At 71.9% G+C, this 16,594-nt stretch carries 15 protein-coding genes; 8 read left to right on the plus strand and 7 right to left on the minus strand.

The genetic code is table 11. The annotated features are described in order from the left end of the window. Positions 1-290: 290 nt before the first annotated feature. From ACIGG8_RS38700 to ACIGG8_RS38715, 4 genes are read right to left on the minus strand one after another with little or no spacing between them, the layout of a single operon-like run. A complete protein-coding gene (locus ACIGG8_RS38700) occupies positions 291-1,151 on the minus strand; it encodes an amidohydrolase family protein (RefSeq protein ID WP_396553282.1) in 861 nt (286 codons plus the stop codon). An 8-nt stretch (positions 1,152-1,159) separates the two neighbouring features. Further along, positions 1,160-2,044, minus strand: a complete 885-nt coding sequence (locus ACIGG8_RS38705) for a 3-hydroxyacyl-CoA dehydrogenase NAD-binding domain-containing protein (protein WP_396553283.1) — start codon at positions 2,042-2,044, stop codon at positions 1,160-1,162. Continuing rightward, positions 2,041-4,020: an acetoacetate--CoA ligase gene (locus ACIGG8_RS38710; RefSeq protein WP_396553284.1), complete on the minus strand. Its 1,980-nt coding sequence runs from the start codon at positions 4,018-4,020 to the stop codon at positions 2,041-2,043. Before ACIGG8_RS38710 ends, ACIGG8_RS38705 begins: the two co-directional genes overlap by 4 nt. Continuing rightward, positions 4,017-4,811 (minus strand): crotonase/enoyl-CoA hydratase family protein, encoded by a 795-nt coding sequence (locus ACIGG8_RS38715; protein WP_396553285.1) that lies wholly within the window; start codon positions 4,809-4,811, stop codon positions 4,017-4,019. Before ACIGG8_RS38715 ends, ACIGG8_RS38710 begins: the two co-directional genes overlap by 4 nt. A 110-nt stretch (positions 4,812-4,921) precedes the next feature. Here ACIGG8_RS38715 and ACIGG8_RS38720 point away from each other — a divergent pair, with 110 nt between their 5' ends. Continuing rightward, positions 4,922-5,383, plus strand: a complete 462-nt coding sequence (locus ACIGG8_RS38720) for a MarR family winged helix-turn-helix transcriptional regulator (RefSeq protein WP_396553286.1) — start codon at positions 4,922-4,924, stop codon at positions 5,381-5,383. A gap of 334 nt (positions 5,384-5,717) precedes the next feature. On the opposite strand, the gene ACIGG8_RS38725 is transcribed toward ACIGG8_RS38720, so the two are convergent. Continuing rightward, complete coding sequence (locus ACIGG8_RS38725; RefSeq protein WP_396553287.1) at positions 5,718-6,410, minus strand: substrate-binding domain-containing protein; 693 nt, start codon at positions 6,408-6,410, stop codon at positions 5,718-5,720. A gap of 73 nt (positions 6,411-6,483) precedes the next feature. On the opposite strand from ACIGG8_RS38725, the gene ACIGG8_RS38730 reads away from it, so the two are divergent. From ACIGG8_RS38730 to ACIGG8_RS38760, 7 genes are all read left to right on the plus strand, one after another. Further along, complete coding sequence (locus tag ACIGG8_RS38730) at positions 6,484-7,251, plus strand: IclR family transcriptional regulator (RefSeq protein ID WP_396553288.1); 768 nt, start codon at positions 6,484-6,486, stop codon at positions 7,249-7,251. A 114-nt stretch (positions 7,252-7,365) separates the two neighbouring features. After that, positions 7,366-8,574 carry a 4-hydroxybenzoate 3-monooxygenase gene (locus ACIGG8_RS38735; RefSeq protein ID WP_396553289.1) on the plus strand — a complete coding sequence of 403 codons (1,209 nt, stop codon included), beginning with the start codon at positions 7,366-7,368 and terminating at the stop codon, positions 8,572-8,574. Between the two features lie 27 nt (positions 8,575-8,601). Further along, positions 8,602-9,639: an amidohydrolase family protein gene (locus ACIGG8_RS38740; protein WP_396553290.1), complete on the plus strand. Its 1,038-nt coding sequence runs from the start codon at positions 8,602-8,604 to the stop codon at positions 9,637-9,639. A gap of 17 nt (positions 9,640-9,656) precedes the next feature. Next, a complete protein-coding gene (gene ligK, locus ACIGG8_RS38745) occupies positions 9,657-10,346 on the plus strand; it encodes a 4-carboxy-4-hydroxy-2-oxoadipate aldolase/oxaloacetate decarboxylase (RefSeq protein ID WP_396553291.1) in 690 nt (229 codons plus the stop codon). A 2-nt stretch (positions 10,347-10,348) separates the two neighbouring features. Continuing rightward, the gene (locus tag ACIGG8_RS38750) at positions 10,349-11,269 is read left to right on the plus strand and encodes an amidohydrolase family protein (protein ID WP_396553292.1); all 921 of its coding nucleotides are present in this window, start codon (positions 10,349-10,351) and stop codon (positions 11,267-11,269) included. Positions 11,270-11,296: 27 nt separating this feature from the next. Continuing rightward, the gene (ligA, locus tag ACIGG8_RS38755) at positions 11,297-12,604 is read left to right on the plus strand and encodes a protocatechuate 4,5-dioxygenase subunit alpha (protein WP_396553293.1); all 1,308 of its coding nucleotides are present in this window, start codon (positions 11,297-11,299) and stop codon (positions 12,602-12,604) included. A 1-nt stretch (position 12,605) separates the two neighbouring features. Then, positions 12,606-13,577, plus strand: coding sequence for a Gfo/Idh/MocA family oxidoreductase (locus ACIGG8_RS38760; RefSeq protein ID WP_396553294.1), 972 nt, complete (start codon positions 12,606-12,608; stop codon positions 13,575-13,577). An 861-nt stretch (positions 13,578-14,438) separates the two neighbouring features. Here the strand turns inward: ACIGG8_RS38760 and ACIGG8_RS38765 are convergent. Further along, on the minus strand, positions 14,439-15,578 hold the full coding sequence (locus ACIGG8_RS38765) for an FAD-dependent oxidoreductase (protein WP_396553295.1): 1,140 nt from the start codon (positions 15,576-15,578) through the stop codon (positions 14,439-14,441). A gap of 189 nt (positions 15,579-15,767) precedes the next feature. Then, positions 15,768-16,463, minus strand: a complete 696-nt coding sequence (locus ACIGG8_RS38770; RefSeq protein WP_396553296.1) for a TetR/AcrR family transcriptional regulator — start codon at positions 16,461-16,463, stop codon at positions 15,768-15,770. Positions 16,464-16,594 lie beyond the last annotated feature (131 nt).

The following is a 16,594-nucleotide window of genomic DNA, read 5'->3' on the forward strand; positions in this document are numbered from 1 at the left end:
CTGACCCTCAATGAAGATCAGGATGATCAGACGATCGCGAGGTGGGTCACCGTTGGTCCGCCGTTCAGCGGTCAGTTTTCACCCGTCGGCGAGAGGGCCCCGGTGTGCCGGGCCTGAGTGACGCATCCGGCCCCGGCTGGAATGGCCGCGGGCCGGTGGCGCTGCTCCCTCGGCGCCGACCGCCGCACGGAGCCGCCGCCCGGTTCTTCACTGACAGGCAGTCGGGCGCGTTGCCGATGAGAGGAACGGAGCGCCGGGAAACCACCGCCCGATCGCCTTCGCGTGCGCTGTCAGAGGGCCAGGACGCGGACGGCGTTCTCCTTGAGGATCAGGGGGCGGACCTCCGGTTTGATGTCGAGGGTGTCGAAGTCCGCCAGCCAGCGGTCGGGCGTGACGACGGGGAAGTCCGAGCCGAACAGCACCTTGTGCCGGAGGAAGGAGCCGGCCGCCTTCACGAGTTGCGGCGGGAAGTACTTCGGCGACCACCCCGACAGGTCGATGTAGACGTTGGCCTTGTGCGTGGCGATGGAGATCGCTTCGTCCTGCCAGGGCACCGACGGGTGCGCGAGGACGATGGTCAGGCCGGGGAAGTCGGCGGCGACGTCGTCCAGGAGCATCGGGTCGGACCAGCGCAGCTTGATGCCGCGCCCGCCGGGCAGGCCGGCGCCGATCCCGGTCTGCCCGGTGTGGAACAGGGCGGGGACACCCAGTTCCTGGATCGTCTCGTAGAGCGGGTAGTGCTCGCGGGCGTTCGGCGCGAACGCCTGGAGGCTCGGGTGGAACTTGAAGCCGCGGACGCCGTGGTCGAGGACGAGCGAGCGGGCCCGGGCGACGGCGTCCGGGCGGTGGGGGTCGACCGAGCCGAACGGGATGAGGACGTCCGGGTGGGCGGCCGCCGCCTCGGCGATCTCCTCACTGGACAGGGCGGGATGGCCCAGGCCCGTGGTGGCGTCCACCGTGAAGATCACGGCGGCCGTGCGGCGCTCGCGGTAGTACGCGGCCAGGCGCTCCACGGTCGGCGTGCGGTCCTGGCCGGACTTGAAGTAGGCGGCCGAGGCGTCCATCAGCTCCGGGTCGAGCGCGAGATGGCCGTGGGCGTCCTGCTCCACGTGCACGTGGAAGTCGATGGCGATCGCATCGGCGGGGTTCATCGGTGTGCTCACAGGTGGTCGGTCCGGTTCTTGGCGTCGAGGAGGAGGGAGAGCAGGGCGTCGCGCTCCGCGACGAGGTCGGCCGCCGCGGTACCGGCCAGCTCGTCGCTGACGCCTTCGGCGATCGCGCGCGTCAGCTCGGGCGTGAGGCGCGGTGCGCCGAGGTCGGCCCACCACTCCTCCATGGGCGGGCCGAGGTGCTCCAGGACGTGCGCGATGCCGCCCGCACCGCCCGAGAGGTGCTGGTTGAGGAAGGGCCCGAGCAGCGCCCAGCGCAGGCCGGGACCGTGGGCGATGGCCGCGTCGATGTCGGCGACGCTCGCCGCGCCCCGCTCGACCAGGGAGTAGGCCTCCCGCCACAGCGCGGCCTGGAGCCGGTTCGCGACATGGCCGGGCAGTTCCTGGCGCAGCCGGATCGGACGGCGGCCCAGGCTTCGGTAGAACTCCATGGCCGCTTCGACGGCGGTTTCATCGGTCCGCTCGCCCGGTACGACCTCGACCAGGGGGATGAGGTGGGGCGGGTTGAACGGGTGCCCCACGAGGACCCGTTCGGGATGGGCCGCGCAGGCCCGTTGGATCCGCGACGGCAGCAGCCCGGAGGAACTGCTCGCCAGGATCGTCCCCGGCGGGGCCGCGGCGTCGAGGACGGCGAAGACCTCGTCCTTCAGCTCGGGACGCTCCGGGCCGTTCTCCTGGACGAAGCCGGCGTCCGCGACGGCTTCGGCGAGGTCCGGGGTGAAGGACAGCCGGCGCTGGTCGGCGGCGACGGCGGCCCGGAGGCGCTCCTCCGCGCCGGGTGCGGGATCGCTGGCGACGACCTCGTGCCCGTACGACAGGAGGAGCGTGGTCCAGGACGCTCCGATGACCCCGGTGCCGACCACGGCGACCCTCACGACGCGCTCCCGTGCCCGGTGCCGGCGGCCCGCCCGACGGCGTACGCGACGAAGGCGGCCAGGGAACAGGGGTCGGCGAGCACGTCGGTGCTGGCGACGGACTCGGGACGCGCGCCGAGGAGGATCCGTTTGACCGGCACCTCCAGCTTCTTGCCGGTGCGGTTGCGCGGGACGGCCGGTACCTGCTCGATGACGTCCGGGACGTGCCGCGGCGACAGCGCCGACCGCAGCGCGCGGGCGATCCTCGTACGGAGGGCGTCGTCCAGCTCCGCGGGGCCCGCGACGAAGAGCAGCAGCTCCCCGTTGCCGCCCTCGGGGTCCTCGATGTGGACGACGAGACTGTCCTCGATCTCGGGCAGGTCCTCGACGACGGCGTAGAACTCGGCGGTGCCGAGCCGGACCCCGCCCCGGTTGAGGGTGGCGTCGGAGCGTCCGGCGACGACGCAGTGGCCCTCGGGCGCGAACCGCACCCAGTCGCCGTGCCGCCACACGCCCGGGTACTCCTCGAAGTACGCGGCCCGGTAGCGGGAGCCGTCGGTGTCGCCCCAGAAGCCGACGGGCATCGACGGCATCGGCTCGGTGATCACCAGCTCGCCCAGCTCGCCGACGACCCGCCGGCCCTCGCTGTCGTAGGCGTACGCGGCGACCCCGAGGCAGGGCCCGGAGATCTCCCCGGCGCGCACGGTCTGGAGCGGGCTGCCCTGGAGGATGCCGGTACAGACGTCGGTGCCGCCGCAGCCGACGTTCAGGAGGACCCGGCCCCCGAACTGCTCGGCCACCCAGCGGAAACCGTCGGCGGCGAGCGGGCTGCCCGCCGCGCCGAGCTGCCGCAGCCGCGACAGGTCGAACTCCTCGGCGGGCCGGATCCCGGCCTTGCGGCAGGCCATGAGGTAGCCGGGGCTCACACCCATCAGCGTCGCCCCCGTCTCCTCCGCGATCCGCCACTGCTCCCGCAGGTCGGGGTGGACCGGATTGCCGTCGATCATGACGATCGAGGCGCGGACGAGCAGCGCCGAGACCAGGGTGTTCCACAGCATCCAGGCGGTGGTGCTGAACCAGAGCATCCGGTCGCCCGGCTTCAGGTCCCAGCTCAGCGCGTTGTTCTTCAGGTGCTCCAGGAGGATCCCGCCGTGCCGGTGGACGATCGCCTTGGGAATGCCGGTGGTGCCGGAGGAGAAGAGCACGAACAGCGGATGGTCGAACGGCACGGGAGCGAAGGACAGTTCGGCCGGTTCGGCCAGCAGCTCCGCCCAGCCCAGCGCGTCGGGGAGGGCGTTCGGTCCGTACGCGACGTGGACGACCCGCTCGACGGTGGGCAGCTGAACGGCGATCTCCGCCACCTCGGTGCGGCGGTCGACGTCCCGGTCCCCGTAGCGGTAGCCGGCGACGGTCAGCAGCACCTTCGGTTCGAGCTGGGCGAACCGGTCGACCACGCTGCGCGGGCCGAACTCCGGCGCGCAGGCCGCCCAGACCGCCCCGATGCTCGCGGTGGCGAGGAAGGCCACCAGCGTCTCCGGGATGTTCGGCAGGTAGGCGACGACCCGGTCGCCCTGGCAGACGCCGAGGCGCAGCAGCCCGGCGCGCGCCCGGGCGACCTGGTCACGGAGCTCGCCGAAGGTCAGCTCGACCGGTGCCCGGGTCTGGGAGCGGGCGACCAGCGCGACGGCGGCGTCGTCGGCGGCGGCCCCCTCGCGGCCGAGCGCGTGCTCGGCGTAGTTGAGGGTCGCGCCGGGGAACCACTCGGTGTCCGGCATGGACCTGCGGCCCAACGCGGCGGTGGGCGGGGTGTGCGGGCGGACGTCGAAGAACTCCCAGACCGACGACCAGAAGCCGTCCAGTTCGGTGACGGACCACTGCCACAGGCTGTCGTAGTCGGGGAAGCTCAGCTGCCGCTCCGTCTCCAGCCAGCGGAGGTAGCGGCCGATCTCCGACTCGTCCCTGACCCTGGGGCCGGGGGTGCTGAGGATCTCGTTCATCGGGCGTCCTTCCGGTGGGTGCCCGGTCCGGCGGCGACCTTCGCGGCGCGGCCGTCCAGGAACGCCCGCATCCGCTCCTGGGCGTCGCGGCTGCCGGCCGCTACGGCCGACATGAGGGATTCGAGCAGGAAGCCGCCCGCGGGCGGGGCCTCGGCGATCCGGGGGAGCGCCTGGAGGACGGCGAAGTTGGTCAGCGGCGCGTTGGCCGCGATCCGCTCCGCGAGTTCCAGGGCCTTCGCACGCGCCCCGCCCTCCTCGGTCAGGTACTGCGAGAGGCCGGCGGCCAGGCCCTCGGCGGCGTCGAGGACGCGGCCGGTGAGCATCATGTCCGCCATCCGGTGCGCGCCGATCAGCCGGGGGATCCGGACCGAGCCGCCACCGCCGACGAAGAGTCCGCGCTGTCCCTCGGGCAGCGCGTAGAACGTGGACGGCTCGGCCACGCGGATGTGCGCGGCGGCGGCCAGCTCCAGGCCGCCGCCGATCACCGCGCCCTTGAGGGCAGCCACCACGGGGACGCGCCCGGCCTCGATGGTGTCGAAGACGCGGTGCCACATGAGCGAGTGCTCCAGAGCCTCCTCGGTGGAGCGCTCGGTCAGCTCGCCGAGGTCGAGCCCGGCCGAGAAGTGATCACCCTCGGCGTCCAGGACGACGGCGCGGACGTCGGCGCCAGGCTTCCGGAAGAACTCCTCGATGCTCAGCACGGTGGCGTCGTCGAGGGCGTTGCGCTTGCTGGCGCGGCGGAGTTTCAACACCGCGACAGCGTCGCGGTGTTCGATGGAAAGCGTGCTCACGGGAAGGCTCCTCAATTATCAGGAATCCTGAGTATCGGAGGGTCTGGCGCCGTCAGGCAAGGGGGTTGGGCTAGGATTTTCGACAGGTTTCCTGACGATGGGGAGGACTTGTGACGGGCGTCGCTCCGCCGTCGTTCTTGTACGCGGTGAAGCAGGTCGAGCTGGCCACCCGGGCCCGGCTCGACGAACTGCTCAAGCCCTCGGGCGTCACCGCCCTCCAGTACACCGCGCTGACCGTGCTCGAACGCCGGGACGGGATGTCCTCGGCCGAGCTCGCCCGCAACTCCTTCGTCAGACCGCAGTCCATGTCCGACCTGGTCGGCGCACTGGAGCGACGGAACCTCATCACCCGGTCCCCGGACCCGGCGAGCCGGCGCCGCCACGTCATCAGCCTCACCGACGACGGCCGCGCCCTGCTGGCCCTCCATGCCCCGGCCGTCCGGGAACTGGAGGACGAGATGCTCACGGGCTTCACGGCCCGGGAGCGCACCGCCTTCCGCGCCTACCTCAACCGCGCCCGGGAAGCACTCGGCCACCCAGGAGACCCGTCTACGTCGACGGCGTTGTCGTAGCGGCCGGGACGAGCGAACGCGCAGTGTCCGCGAACTGATCGTCGACACGCGTCGACACGCGTCGACACGGCGTTGCGGCTGGTCGGGCAGCGCTGCGCGGAGGCGCTCATCGTCCGCGGCTCGGCACCCCACCGGGCGCCGACCAGACCGCTGCCCGTGGCCTTCGCCGTCGATGCCAAGGGATCACCGCCTTGGGGGTGGGGGGGTGGGGGTGGGGGAAGTGCGAGCCATGAAACCGGGGGAGCCAAAGACACGTCAATCCTGTTGTCATAAGAGCCGTGCCGATCGTCCGCCGGGTGGTTCCGCGCTTTCCGGGGCCTCGTGTCGGGCCCTGCTACCCGACCGCCCGCATGCCCCTGGCGCGGGCGATCCCCGACGCCGTGTCGGAGCCGAGGAGGTCGAGGACCGTGCGGGCCCGGCCCGGTCGGCCGGAGGACGCAAGGACGCCCCCGCTGAAGACCGAGTCGATCGCGGTGTCGCCGGGCAGCGGTCCGACGACGAAGACACCCGGCAGGTCCGTCAGCTCGCTGCGCTGCTGGAAGGCCAGGTCGGCCCGGCCGGACGAGAGCAGGCTGCCGGCGGGCACCCCCGCCGGCGCCTGGACGAGCCGCTCCGAGAGCGTGCCGGTGAGCCCCAGCCGGGCGATCAGCCCGATGAGAGCCGTCCCGCTGGGACCGGTGGAGTACGCGACCCCCGTCGCGGACAGGAGCGCGGCCCGCAGGTCGGATTCCGAGTCGAGCGCCGGTACCGGCGCCCCGTCCGGTACCGCGGCGACGACCTGGGAGACCCAGAGCGGGCGCGCCGTGCCCCTCAGCACGAGTCCCTCCTCCTCCAGTTCGGCCAGTGCTCCTGCGGCGAGGACGAGCAGGTCGGCCCCGGCACCCTCGCGCACCCGCCGTGCGACCTCGACGCCGCCTGCGGACTCGAAGCGCACCGGGGTGCCGCAGGTGTGCCGCAGGTGTTCGCAGAGGTCGGCCAGGACCGGCCGCGTCGCCATCGAGGACAGCCCGGAGATCTCTTGGTTCACATCGCCTCCTTGGGTCCGGCAGCCGGTACGACGCGTGCCAGGGGGCTTCGCGCCGGTCTGCGAGACTGGCCGGATGATCACACCCCGGAGCACGGCGGCCGGAAAGGTCCTTGAGGTCCTTGCGGCCTTCGACCGTGAGCACCCGTCGCAGACACTGTCGGAGATCGCTCAGCGTACGGGCATGGCCTTGAGCACCACGCACCGCGTGGTCACGGAGCTGGCGGGCTGGGGAGCGCTCGAACGCGCGGAGGACGGGTCGTGGCACATCGGGCTGCGCCTGTGGGAGATCGCCTCGGGGTGTCCGCGGACCCAGATCCTGCGTGACGCGGCGCTGCCGTTCATGCAGGACCTCTACGAGGCGACCCACGAGAACGTCCAGCTCGCGGTGCGCGAGGGCACGGAGCTGGTCTTCGTGGAACGGATCGCGGGACACGGGTCGGTCGAGGTCGTCACGATGGTCGGATCCCGGTTTCCCATCGGCTCCACCGGGATGGGCCGGGTGCTGCTGGCGCACGCGCCCCAAGAGATCCAGGAGGAAGTCCTCGAATCGCCGCTCCGGGCCTGGACCCCGCACACCGTCACCGAACCGAAGGCGCTGCGGGCGCAGCTGGACCGGATCCGCCGCGAGCAGGTCTTCGTCAGTGACCGGCAGCTCTCGGAGCGCTCCGTCGCGGTGGCCGCGCCGGTGCGGATCGGCCGGGCCGGCCCGGTGAGCGCCGCCCTGGGGATCGTCATCGCGGCGCGGGGTGCGAGCCGGGCGCGCGGCCTGCGCGAGCCGCTGCTGAGGGCTGTGCGGGGGATCTCCGAGGAACTCGGCAGGCGGGCCCGGACGACGGCCTGAAACCCGGGGAGGTTTCCGCCTGACGGAAAGGGGGGCGACCGGTCGAGGACCCGGATGCGAGCGTTCGGGGTGTTCGAAACCTTCGCGACCCCGCGCCACCGTTCAGGAGATGCCATGGCCGATGCCATCGTCGACACCGTTGCCTCGGTCCCCGTCGCCGTCGTCGGTGCCGGCCCAGCCGGCCTGATGCTGGCCCATCTGCTCGGGCGAGCCGGGGTCGAGACGATCGTGCTCGACACCCGCACCCGGCACGAGATCGAGACGACGCAGCGGGCCGGCATCCTCGAAGCCGACGCGACCCGGGACCTGGTCGAGACCGGTGTCTCCGAGCGGGTCCTGCTCGACGGCCACGAGCACGAGGGCGTCGAGCTCCGGTTCGGCGGCCGGCCGTACCGCATCGACTTCAAGGAGCTGGTCGGCGCGTCGGTGTGGCTCTACCCGCAGACCGACGTGTTCGTCGACCTGGCCGACGCCCGGCAGCGCGACGGCGGCACGGTCCACTTCGGCGTCAGGGACACCGAAGTCCTCGACATCCCGACCGACGCTCCCCGGGTCCGCTGGACCGCGCCCGACGGGACCCGCCACGAAGTCCGGGCACGGTACGTGGTCGGTGCGGACGGGTCGCGCAGCATGTGCCGCGATCTGGTCCCCGAGGACCGGCGGGCGCGCTACGGCAAGGAGTACCCCTTCGCGTGGTTCGGCATCATGGCCGAGGCACCGACGAGCGCACCCGAGCTGGTCTACGCCCACTCCGAACACGGGTTCGCGCTGATCAGCCAGCGCACCGAGACCGTGCAGCGGATGTACTTCCAGTGCGCCCCCGACGAGTCCGTGGACGCCTGGCCCGACGACCGCATCTGGGAGACGCTCCAGGCCCGGGTGGCCGGCGAGGACGGCTTCCGGCTCAAGGAGGGGCCGATCCTGGAGAAGACGGTGCTGCGGTTCCGCTCCTTCGTGCAGGAGCCGATGCGCTGGGGCTCGATGGCGCTGGCGGGCGACGCCGCGCACACCGTACCGCCGACCGGCGCCCGCGGGCTGAACCTGGCGCTGCACGACGTGAAGGTCCTCGCCGGTGTCCTGCTGCGGGCGCTCGGCGGTGAGGGCGCGGCCGCGCTGGACGACTACCAGCCGCGCGCCCTCCAGCGGGTCTGGCGGGCACAGAACTTCTCGTACTGGATGACCCGGCTGCTGCACACCGCGCCCGGCGCCACGCCGTTCGACCTGCGGCGTCAGCTCGGCGAGCTCGACAACGCGGTGGGCACCCGGGCGGGCCGCACCTTCCTCGCCGAGCAGTACACCGGCTGGCCCGCGGCCCAGGACTGACCCCGAACGCCCTCCAGGAGAGCACGCATGATCATCGACTGTCACGGTCACTTCACCACCGCACCGCCGCAGTTGGCGCAGTGGCGGGACCGGCAGGTGGCGGCGGCCGGCTCCGCCGGCGACGCACCCGACCCCGACGACCTGGTCATCACCGACGACGACCTGCGCCGGGCGATCGAGGGCAACCAGCTGCGGCTCATGGACGAGCGCGGCAGCGACCTGACGATCTTCTCCCCGCGGGCCAGCTTCATGGCCCACCACATCGGCGACTTCGCGGTCTCCTCGGTGTGGGCGCGGATCTGCAACGACCTGGTCCACCGCGTCGGCACGCTCTATCCCGACCGCTTCGCGGTGGGCGCGATGCTCCCGCAGTCGCCCGGAGTCGACCCCGCGAGCTGTCTGCCCGAACTGCGCCGCGCCGTCGAGGAACTCGGAGCGGTGACGGTCAACCTCAACCCCGACCCATCGGGCGGCCGGTGGACCGCGCCGCCACTGACCGACCGCAGCTGGTACCCGCTCTACGAGGCGATGGCCGAGTACGACATCCCTGCCATGATCCACGTCAGCACGTCGTGCAACCCGGCCTTCCACACCACCGGTGCCCACTACCTCAACGCCGACACCACGGCGTTCATGCAGCTGGTCCAGGGCGACCTGTTCGCCGACTTCCCGACGCTGCGGTTCGTGATCCCGCACGGCGGCGGCGCGGTGCCCTACCACTGGGGCCGGTTCCGCGGCCTGGCGATGGCGCTCGGCAAGCCGGATCCCGAGACGCTGCTGGACAACGTCTTCTTCGACACCTGCGTCTACCACCAGCCCGGCATCGACCTGCTGACCCGGGTGATCCCCAGCCGGTCGGTCCTCTTCGCCAGCGAGATGATCGGCGCGGTCCGCGACATCGACCCGCGCACCGGCCACCACTTCGACGACACGAAGCGGTACGTCGACGCGGCCCCGAACCTCTCGGACGAGGAGCGGGCCGCCGTCTACTCGGGCAACGCCCTGCGTGTCTACCCCCGCCTTGCCGCCCGCCTCGCCGCCCGCCTCGCCGCAGCCGGGCGTTGAACCCAGGAGAAGAAGCCATGGAACACACCGACATGGGTGTCGTCCACACGTCGATCACCCGCGCCGACCCCCAGACGGTCGCCGCGCTGTCGGAGTTCGGCGTCGCGACGGTCCACGAGGCGATGGGCCGGGTCGGACTCATGCGCCCCTACCTGCGCCCGGTCTACCCCGAGGCCCGGCTGTGCGGCACGGCGGTGACCGTCCTGCTGCAGCCCGGCGACAACTGGATGCTGCACGTCGCCGCCGAGCAGATCCGCGAGGGCGACGTCGTCGTCGCCGCCTGCACGACCGAGAGCGAGGACGGTTTCTTCGGCGACCTGCTCGCCACCTCCTTCCGCGCCCGGGGATGCCGGGGCCTGGTCATCGACGGCGGCGTCCGCGACGTGGCCGACCTCCAGGAGATGGACTTCCCGGTCTTCGCGCGGGCGGTCAACGCCAAGGGCACGGTCAAGGCCACCCTCGGCTCGGTCAACGTGCCGGTGGTCTGCGCCAACGCCCTGGTCCGGCCCGGCGACGTCGTCCTCGCGGACGGCGACGGCATCGTCGTCGTGCCGCGCGAGCGGGCCGCCGAGGTCGCCGAGGCGGCGGCCGGGCGCGAGGCGGGCGAGGCGGGCAAGCGCGTGAGGTTCCGCGCGGGCGAACTCGGCCTGGACATCTACGGCATGCGCGGCCCGCTGGCCGCGCTCGGGCTGCGGTACGAGGACTGAGGATGACGACGACCTTCGAGAAGACCCCCGGCTGGCTGGACTGGTACGCCGGTCCGAGCCGCCCGCAGTTCCGGCTGCCCGCGGGCGCCGTCGACGCGCACTGCCACGTCTTCGGGCCGGGCGCGGAGTTCCCGTACGCCCCCGAACGCAAGTACACCCCGTGCGACGCGTCGAAGGAGCAGCTCTTCGAGCTGCGCGACCGCCTGGGCTTCGCCCGCACCGTCGTGGTCCAGGCGACCTGCCACGGCGCGGACAACAGCGCCATGGTCGATGCCCTGCGAGCCTCGGGGGGCCTGGCCCGCGGCGTGGCGACGGTGCGCCCCGGGATCCCCGACGCGCAGGTGCGGGAACTGCACGAGGCAGGGGTGCGCGGCGTGCGGTTCAACTTCGTCAAGCGGCTCGTCGACGCGGCGCCGCAGCAGGACCTGTGGGACGTCGTCGAGCGGATCAGGCCGTACGGCTGGCACGTCGTCGTCTACTTCGAGGCGGCCGACCTCGCCGACCTGCGCGAGTTCCTCCTCTCGATCCCGGTGCCGCTGGTCGTCGACCACATGGGCCGGCCCGATGTCGCCAAGGACCCGCACGGCCCGGAGTTCGAGGCGTTCCTGGACTTCATGCGGGCCCGCCCCGACATCTGGTGCAAGGTCACCTGCCCGGAGCGGATGTCGGTGAGCGGCCCGCCGGCCCTCGACGGTGAGCGGGCGGCCTACCGCGACGTCGTCCCGTTCGCCCGACGCGTGGTCGAGGAGTTCCCCGACCGGGTGCTGTGGGGCACCGACTGGCCGCACCCGAACCTCACCGACCACATGCCCGACGACGGCCTGCTCGTCGACTTCGTGCCGCACATCGCGCCGACGCCGGAGCTGCGGCACCGGCTCCTCGTCGACAACCCGATGCGCCTGTACTGGCCCGAATCGGACTGAACCGTCCCACGAACGGAGGACCCACCCATGTCGCTGGACAAGAGCTACCAGCTGGTCCCGGGGACGACCGTCTTCGACGCCGAGCAGTCCGCCAAGGGCTACCACCTCAACCAGTTCTGCATGTCGCTGATGACGGCGGAGAACCGTGAGCGCTACCTCGCCGACGAGCGCGCCTACCTGGACGCCTGGCCGCTGCGGGAGGAGCAGAAGCAGGCGCTGCTCGACCGCGACCTCAACGCCGCGATACGGGAGGGCGGCAACATCTACTTCCTCGCCAAGTGGGGTGCGACGCTGGGGCTGTCGTTCCAGCAGATGGCCGGCTCGATGACCGGCATGACCGAGCAGGACTACCGCGACATGATGGTCGCCGGCGGCCGCTCCATCGCCGGCAACCGGATCGGCCACGCCGTCCTCGAAGCGGCCCACACCGGCCGGCGCTCGCCGCAGGGACAGGCCGTCATCACCGGCGCGGTCTTCACCTCGCACGTACCGGCGATCGGCGCGGCGATGGACCACCACAAGACCGACGAGCCCTACTGGCGGCCGGTCTTCGAGGGCTACGAGTTCTCCAAGCAGTGGGAACGGGACAACGCCCCCGACGTGATCTTCCTGGTCTACAACGACCACGCCTCCACCTTCGACCTGTCGATGATCCCGACCTTCGTGCTCGGCACCGGCGCTGCCTTCCCCACCGCCGACGAGGGCTACGGACCCAGGCCGGTCCCCGGGATCGAGGGCGATCCGGAGCTGGCCGCGCACATCGCGCACGCACTGATCCGCGCCGACTTCGACCTCACCCTCGCCAACGAGATGACCGTCGACCACGGCCTGACCGTCCCGCTGTCACTGATGTTCGGGAACGTCGAGCGGTGGCCGTGCAAGGTGATCCCGTTCCACGTCAACGTGGTGCAGTACCCGGTGCCCTCGGGCGCGCGGTGCTTCCGGCTCGGCCAGGCGCTGCGCCGGGCGATCGAGTCCTACGACAGGCCGCTGAACGTCCAGGTGTGGGGCACGGGTGGCATGAGCCACCAGCTGCAGGGGCCCCGGGCGGGCCTGATCAACCGGGAGTGGGACAACGTCTTCCTGGACCGGCTGATCGCGGATCCGCAGGGCCTGGCCCAGGTGCCGCACCTGGAGTACGTCGAGGAGGCCGGCTCGGAGGGCATCGAGCTGGTCATGTGGCTGATCGCCCGCGGCTCGATGAGCGACATCGACGGAAGCGGTGAGATCGAGGTCAAGCACCGCTTCTACCACGTGCCGGCGTCCAACACGGCCGTCGGACACCTGATCCTGGAGAACCACCCGCGGGCCGAGGTGCCCGCCGTGAAGGAGTGACATGACTGACGACCGGACCGTTCGGATCGCTCTCGCCGGAGGCGGCGCCTTCGGTGCCAAGCACGCGGCCGCGCTCAGGCGGATCAAGGGCGTCGAGGTGACCGCCGTCGTGAGCAGCTCCCTCGAAAACGCCCGGAAGTTCGCCGAGGAACAGGGCGTGGGCCGAGGCGTCGCGACGTTGGAGGAGGTGCTGACGATGGACGACGTCGACGCCGTCATCCTCGCCACGCCCACGCCGATGCACGCCGCGCAGACGCTGGCCTGCCTGGAGGCGGGCAAGCACGTCCAGGTCGAGATCCCGTTGGCCGCCTCGCTAGCCGACGCCGAGGCGTGCCTGACCGCGCAGCAGGGCACCGGGCTCGTCGCGATGGTGGGGCACACCCGGCGCTTCAACCCCAGCCACCAGTGGGTGCGGCAGCGGATCCAGGCCGGGCAGTTCCGGATCCAGCAGATGGACGTGCAGACCTACTTCTTCCGCCGCACGAACCTCAACGCCCTCGGGCAGCAGCGCTCCTGGACCGACCACCTGCTGTGGCACCACGCCGCGCACACCGTCGACCTGTTCGCCCACCAGACCGGCTCGCCGATCGTGCAGGCCAACGCGATCCAAGGACCGATCCACTCCGAACTCGGCATCGCGATGGACATGTCGATCCAGCTGCGCGCGGAGAACGGGGCCATCTGCACGCTGTCGCTGTCCTTCAACAACGACGGTCCGCTGGGCACCTTCTTCCGCTATATCGGCGACACCGGCACCTACCTCGCACGTTACGACGACCTCTTCACCGGGAAGGACGAGCCGATCGACGTGAGTGGCGTCGACGTCTCGATGGACGGCATCGAGCTGCAGGACCGCGAGTTCGTCGCCGCCATCCGCGACGGCCGCGAGCCGAACTCCTCCATCGCCCAGGTGCTGAACTGCTACCGGACGCTGGCTGCCCTGGAGGAGCAGCTCGCGGCTGCCGCTTCGTGACTGCGGCGAAGACTTCGGGTCCGGGCCGCCGCGTGTTGCGGCGGCCCGGCCGTTCGAGGTCCCGGCGGTCGGCCTGGGCTGCACGCCTGGGAAGCGGACAGTGCGCCGGTCCTGCACTGGCGCGCCCTCGACGCCCCCATCGGCCGCACCTTGGCGCCGCCCCGCCCACCGACGACGACCTCGCCGACGCCGAAGCCGCCATCCGCCTCCTCACGAACGCGCTCACCCGCATCACCCACCCCTGACCAGCACAGCCCTACGCCCCCGGCCGGGCACCACGCGAAACGGCTGCGGTACCACGCCGGGGACCGTGCCCGGCCCGCCGAGGCGAGGCGGTGGCGGCGTCACGAGGGCCACCGGGACCCCGATGTCCCGGGCCGCCCCGGTGAGGCACCACTTCCACCGCCCGCACGGCGCTCTCGGCGGCCAGACACCCTACGAACGCCTCAAGCAGAAGACCGAGGCCCCCGTGTAACCGGGCTCCGGCAGATGCACACCTAGCTCTGGCAGAGAGGGGCCTCGGCGTCAGCGAGGCTGTTCTCGGGGCGAGAAGATCATGGCCGCGCCCGCGGCGTGACCGCCACCTGCAAACCCCGCCCAGCAGGCTCTCGTCCTCGCGATGCAGACAATCGGCGGCAGCTGCGCCCGGTCGCCGTCAGCCTGCCGATCGGACGCCGACGCGTCCGGTGCTGGTGCTGGTGCTGGTGCTGGTGCTGCCCACGATGATCGCGAGGTTCAGCATGATGACTCCGGTCGGAGAAGGCCCGGCCGCCGCCGGGCGGTGAGGACACGGTCAGGTGGGACGGCGGGAGAGCGCTGAAGGGTCCTCGGCGGGAGGCTGCCGCTCCCGCCGAGGGGCTGTCACCCACGGGCCGGGGCGGTGGTGAAGAAGGCGGTCATCTTCTCCAGACCGTCGTCGCCGAACATGGTGTTCAGGCTGGCGGCGGACTCGGCGGCGGAGGCCTCGCTGCGCGGGAAGAGGGCGTTCTCGTAGGTGGTGAGGGCTGCCTCCGTGTCGCCGGGGTGGGCGGCGATGGCCTGCCCCAGTTCGGCGCCGTCGAGCATGGCGAGGTTGGCGCCCTCGCCGGCAAAGGGGGACATCAGGTGGGCGGCGTCGCCGAGCAGGGTCACGCCGGGGACGCGGTCCCAGCGGTGTCCGACCGGCAGGGCGTGGACGCGGCGCGGGGTGATGGTGTCGGCGTCGACGACCAGGGCTCGCAGGTCCTCGTGCCAGCCCTCGAAGTGGGCCAGGACGGCGGCCTTGGCGGCGTCGCCGTCACGGAAGTCCACGGTGTCCAGCCAGTCCTCGGCGGCCTTGAGCGCGGTGTAGACGTGCAGGCTTCCGTCGGTCTCCCGGTGGGCGAGGAAGCCGCTCCGGCCGCCGAGGGAGAGGAAGAACCCGCCGCCGATGACGGCGGCGCTGCGCGGGTGACGGCTGTCGGCGTCGAAGAGGTCGGTCTCGACGAAGGAGATGCCGGTGTAGCCCGGGACGGCTTCCGAGAGCAGCGGCCTGATGCGCGACCAGGCGCCGTCGGCACCGACCAGCAGGTCGGTGGTGAGGGTGGTGCCGTCCGCGAAGGACACTTCGTGGCGTCCCCCGTCCAGCGGGCGGGCGCCGGTGGCCTTCCTGCCCCAGTGGACGGTGCCGTCGGGCAGGGAGTTCAGGAGGAGGTCGCGAAGGTCGCCGCGGTCCACCTCGGGCCGGCCGCCGGTGGCGTCGTCCTCCTCGGCCACGTGGACCGTGCCGTCCGGGCCGAGCAGGCGCAGGGCCTGGCCGCCCGGGTGGACGATCTTGAGGAAGTCGTCGTGGAGGCCGGCGGCGCGCAGGGCCTGCTGGCCGCTGTCCTCGTGGATGTCGAGCATGCCGCCCTGGGTTCGGGCTTCGGCGGACGCCTCCAGGTCGAAGACGGCCGCCTGGATGCCGTGGACGTGCAGCACCCGGGCGGCGGTAAGGCCGCCCAGGCCGCCGCCGATGATCGCGACGGGGAAGTGCGTGTTCATGGGTGCCTCCGGAAGGTCGTGGTGCCGGGTGTCGACCGGGCAAGGGGTTGCCCGTGCCCGGCCGTGCCGCCGGATGCTGCGGCTCCTCCAACGTAACGAACATGTTCGTTACGAACAAGTTCGTCGAGGCTGCGCATGCGAAAAGGCCCCGGGAGCGCAGCGCCCGGGGCCGGATCGGAAAGAAGACGCTCAGTCGGCGCCGGCAGGAAGGGGGGTGTGCGTGATGCCGTTGACCAGGACGTCGAAGCCCCAGGTCAGACGGTCCTCGACAGCTCCGGCGAGCAGGGCCGGCATATGCGCGCTGATCATCGGGTGGGTCGTCTCATCCACGGCGCTCACGGCCTGCTTCAGCGCGTCCCAGTCCTCGCGCGAGGCCGGGTCACGCTGCTGAGTGCCGTGCTCGGCGGCGGTGGCCGTGGCATGCAGCAGCAGGTTGTCGACACCCCAGGCCACCTGCCCCCGCGGCGCGCCGCTAGCGGCCAGCAGACCGAGGACGCGTTCGACCAGGCGCAGGTAGTTCACGCCGCTGGGCCGGGCCACCAGAGCCGAGCGGGCGAGCTGCGGGTGCTCGAACAGGACCCGGGTGTAGGAGGAGAGCACCGCGAAGAGCCGTTCCCGCCAGCCCTCTCCCGCCTCTCCGGCGGCCAGGTCGACCTCGCCCAGGAGCGCGTCCAGGACGGCCGCGTGCAGTTCTGCGGTGTTGGCCACATAGACGTACAAGGACGCGGGGCCGGTGTCCAGCTCCTGGGCGAGCCGGCGCATGGTCACCTTCTCCAGCCCCTCCGCGCGCATGATCCGCATGGCCGTCTCCACGATGCCGTGCCGAGTCAGAGCGGGCTTCGCGGGACGCTCACGGCGGCTGACCGGCTCTCGTTTCACGTCCATACCCTGATCGTAACGAACACGTTCGGGATCGGCGTCGGCCTCCACACGGGCCGGCCGCCACTCCGAAGGTCGGACAGCGGTGACCTGGGCGGGGACTGATGGCTGCAGCCGCCTGACCCGCCCCGCCCATC

Origin of the sequence: Kitasatospora sp. NPDC085464, assembly GCF_044541955.1 — a bacterium.
In the GTDB taxonomy this organism is placed as follows: domain Bacteria; phylum Actinomycetota; class Actinomycetes; order Streptomycetales; family Streptomycetaceae; genus Kitasatospora.

Coding starts and splice junctions, on each gene's coding strand:
- ACIGG8_RS38700 (WP_396553282.1), bottom strand. CDS start 1,151: ATGAACCCCGCCGATGCGATCGCCATCGACTTCCACGTGCACGTGGAG.
- ACIGG8_RS38710 (WP_396553284.1), bottom strand. CDS start 4,020: ATGAACGAGATCCTCAGCACCCCCGGCCCCAGGGTCAGGGACGAGTCG.
- ACIGG8_RS38730 (WP_396553288.1), top strand. CDS start 6,484: ATGATCACACCCCGGAGCACGGCGGCCGGAAAGGTCCTTGAGGTCCTT.
- ACIGG8_RS38735 (WP_396553289.1), top strand. CDS start 7,366: ATGGCCGATGCCATCGTCGACACCGTTGCCTCGGTCCCCGTCGCCGTC.
- ACIGG8_RS38740 (WP_396553290.1), top strand. CDS start 8,602: ATGATCATCGACTGTCACGGTCACTTCACCACCGCACCGCCGCAGTTG.
- ligK (WP_396553291.1), top strand. CDS start 9,657: ATGGAACACACCGACATGGGTGTCGTCCACACGTCGATCACCCGCGCC.
- ACIGG8_RS38750 (WP_396553292.1), top strand. CDS start 10,349: ATGACGACGACCTTCGAGAAGACCCCCGGCTGGCTGGACTGGTACGCC.
- ligA (WP_396553293.1), top strand. CDS start 11,297: ATGTCGCTGGACAAGAGCTACCAGCTGGTCCCGGGGACGACCGTCTTC.
- ACIGG8_RS38760 (WP_396553294.1), top strand. CDS start 12,606: ATGACTGACGACCGGACCGTTCGGATCGCTCTCGCCGGAGGCGGCGCC.
- ACIGG8_RS38765 (WP_396553295.1), bottom strand. CDS start 15,578: ATGAACACGCACTTCCCCGTCGCGATCATCGGCGGCGGCCTGGGCGGC.
- ACIGG8_RS38770 (WP_396553296.1), bottom strand. CDS start 16,463: ATGGACGTGAAACGAGAGCCGGTCAGCCGCCGTGAGCGTCCCGCGAAG.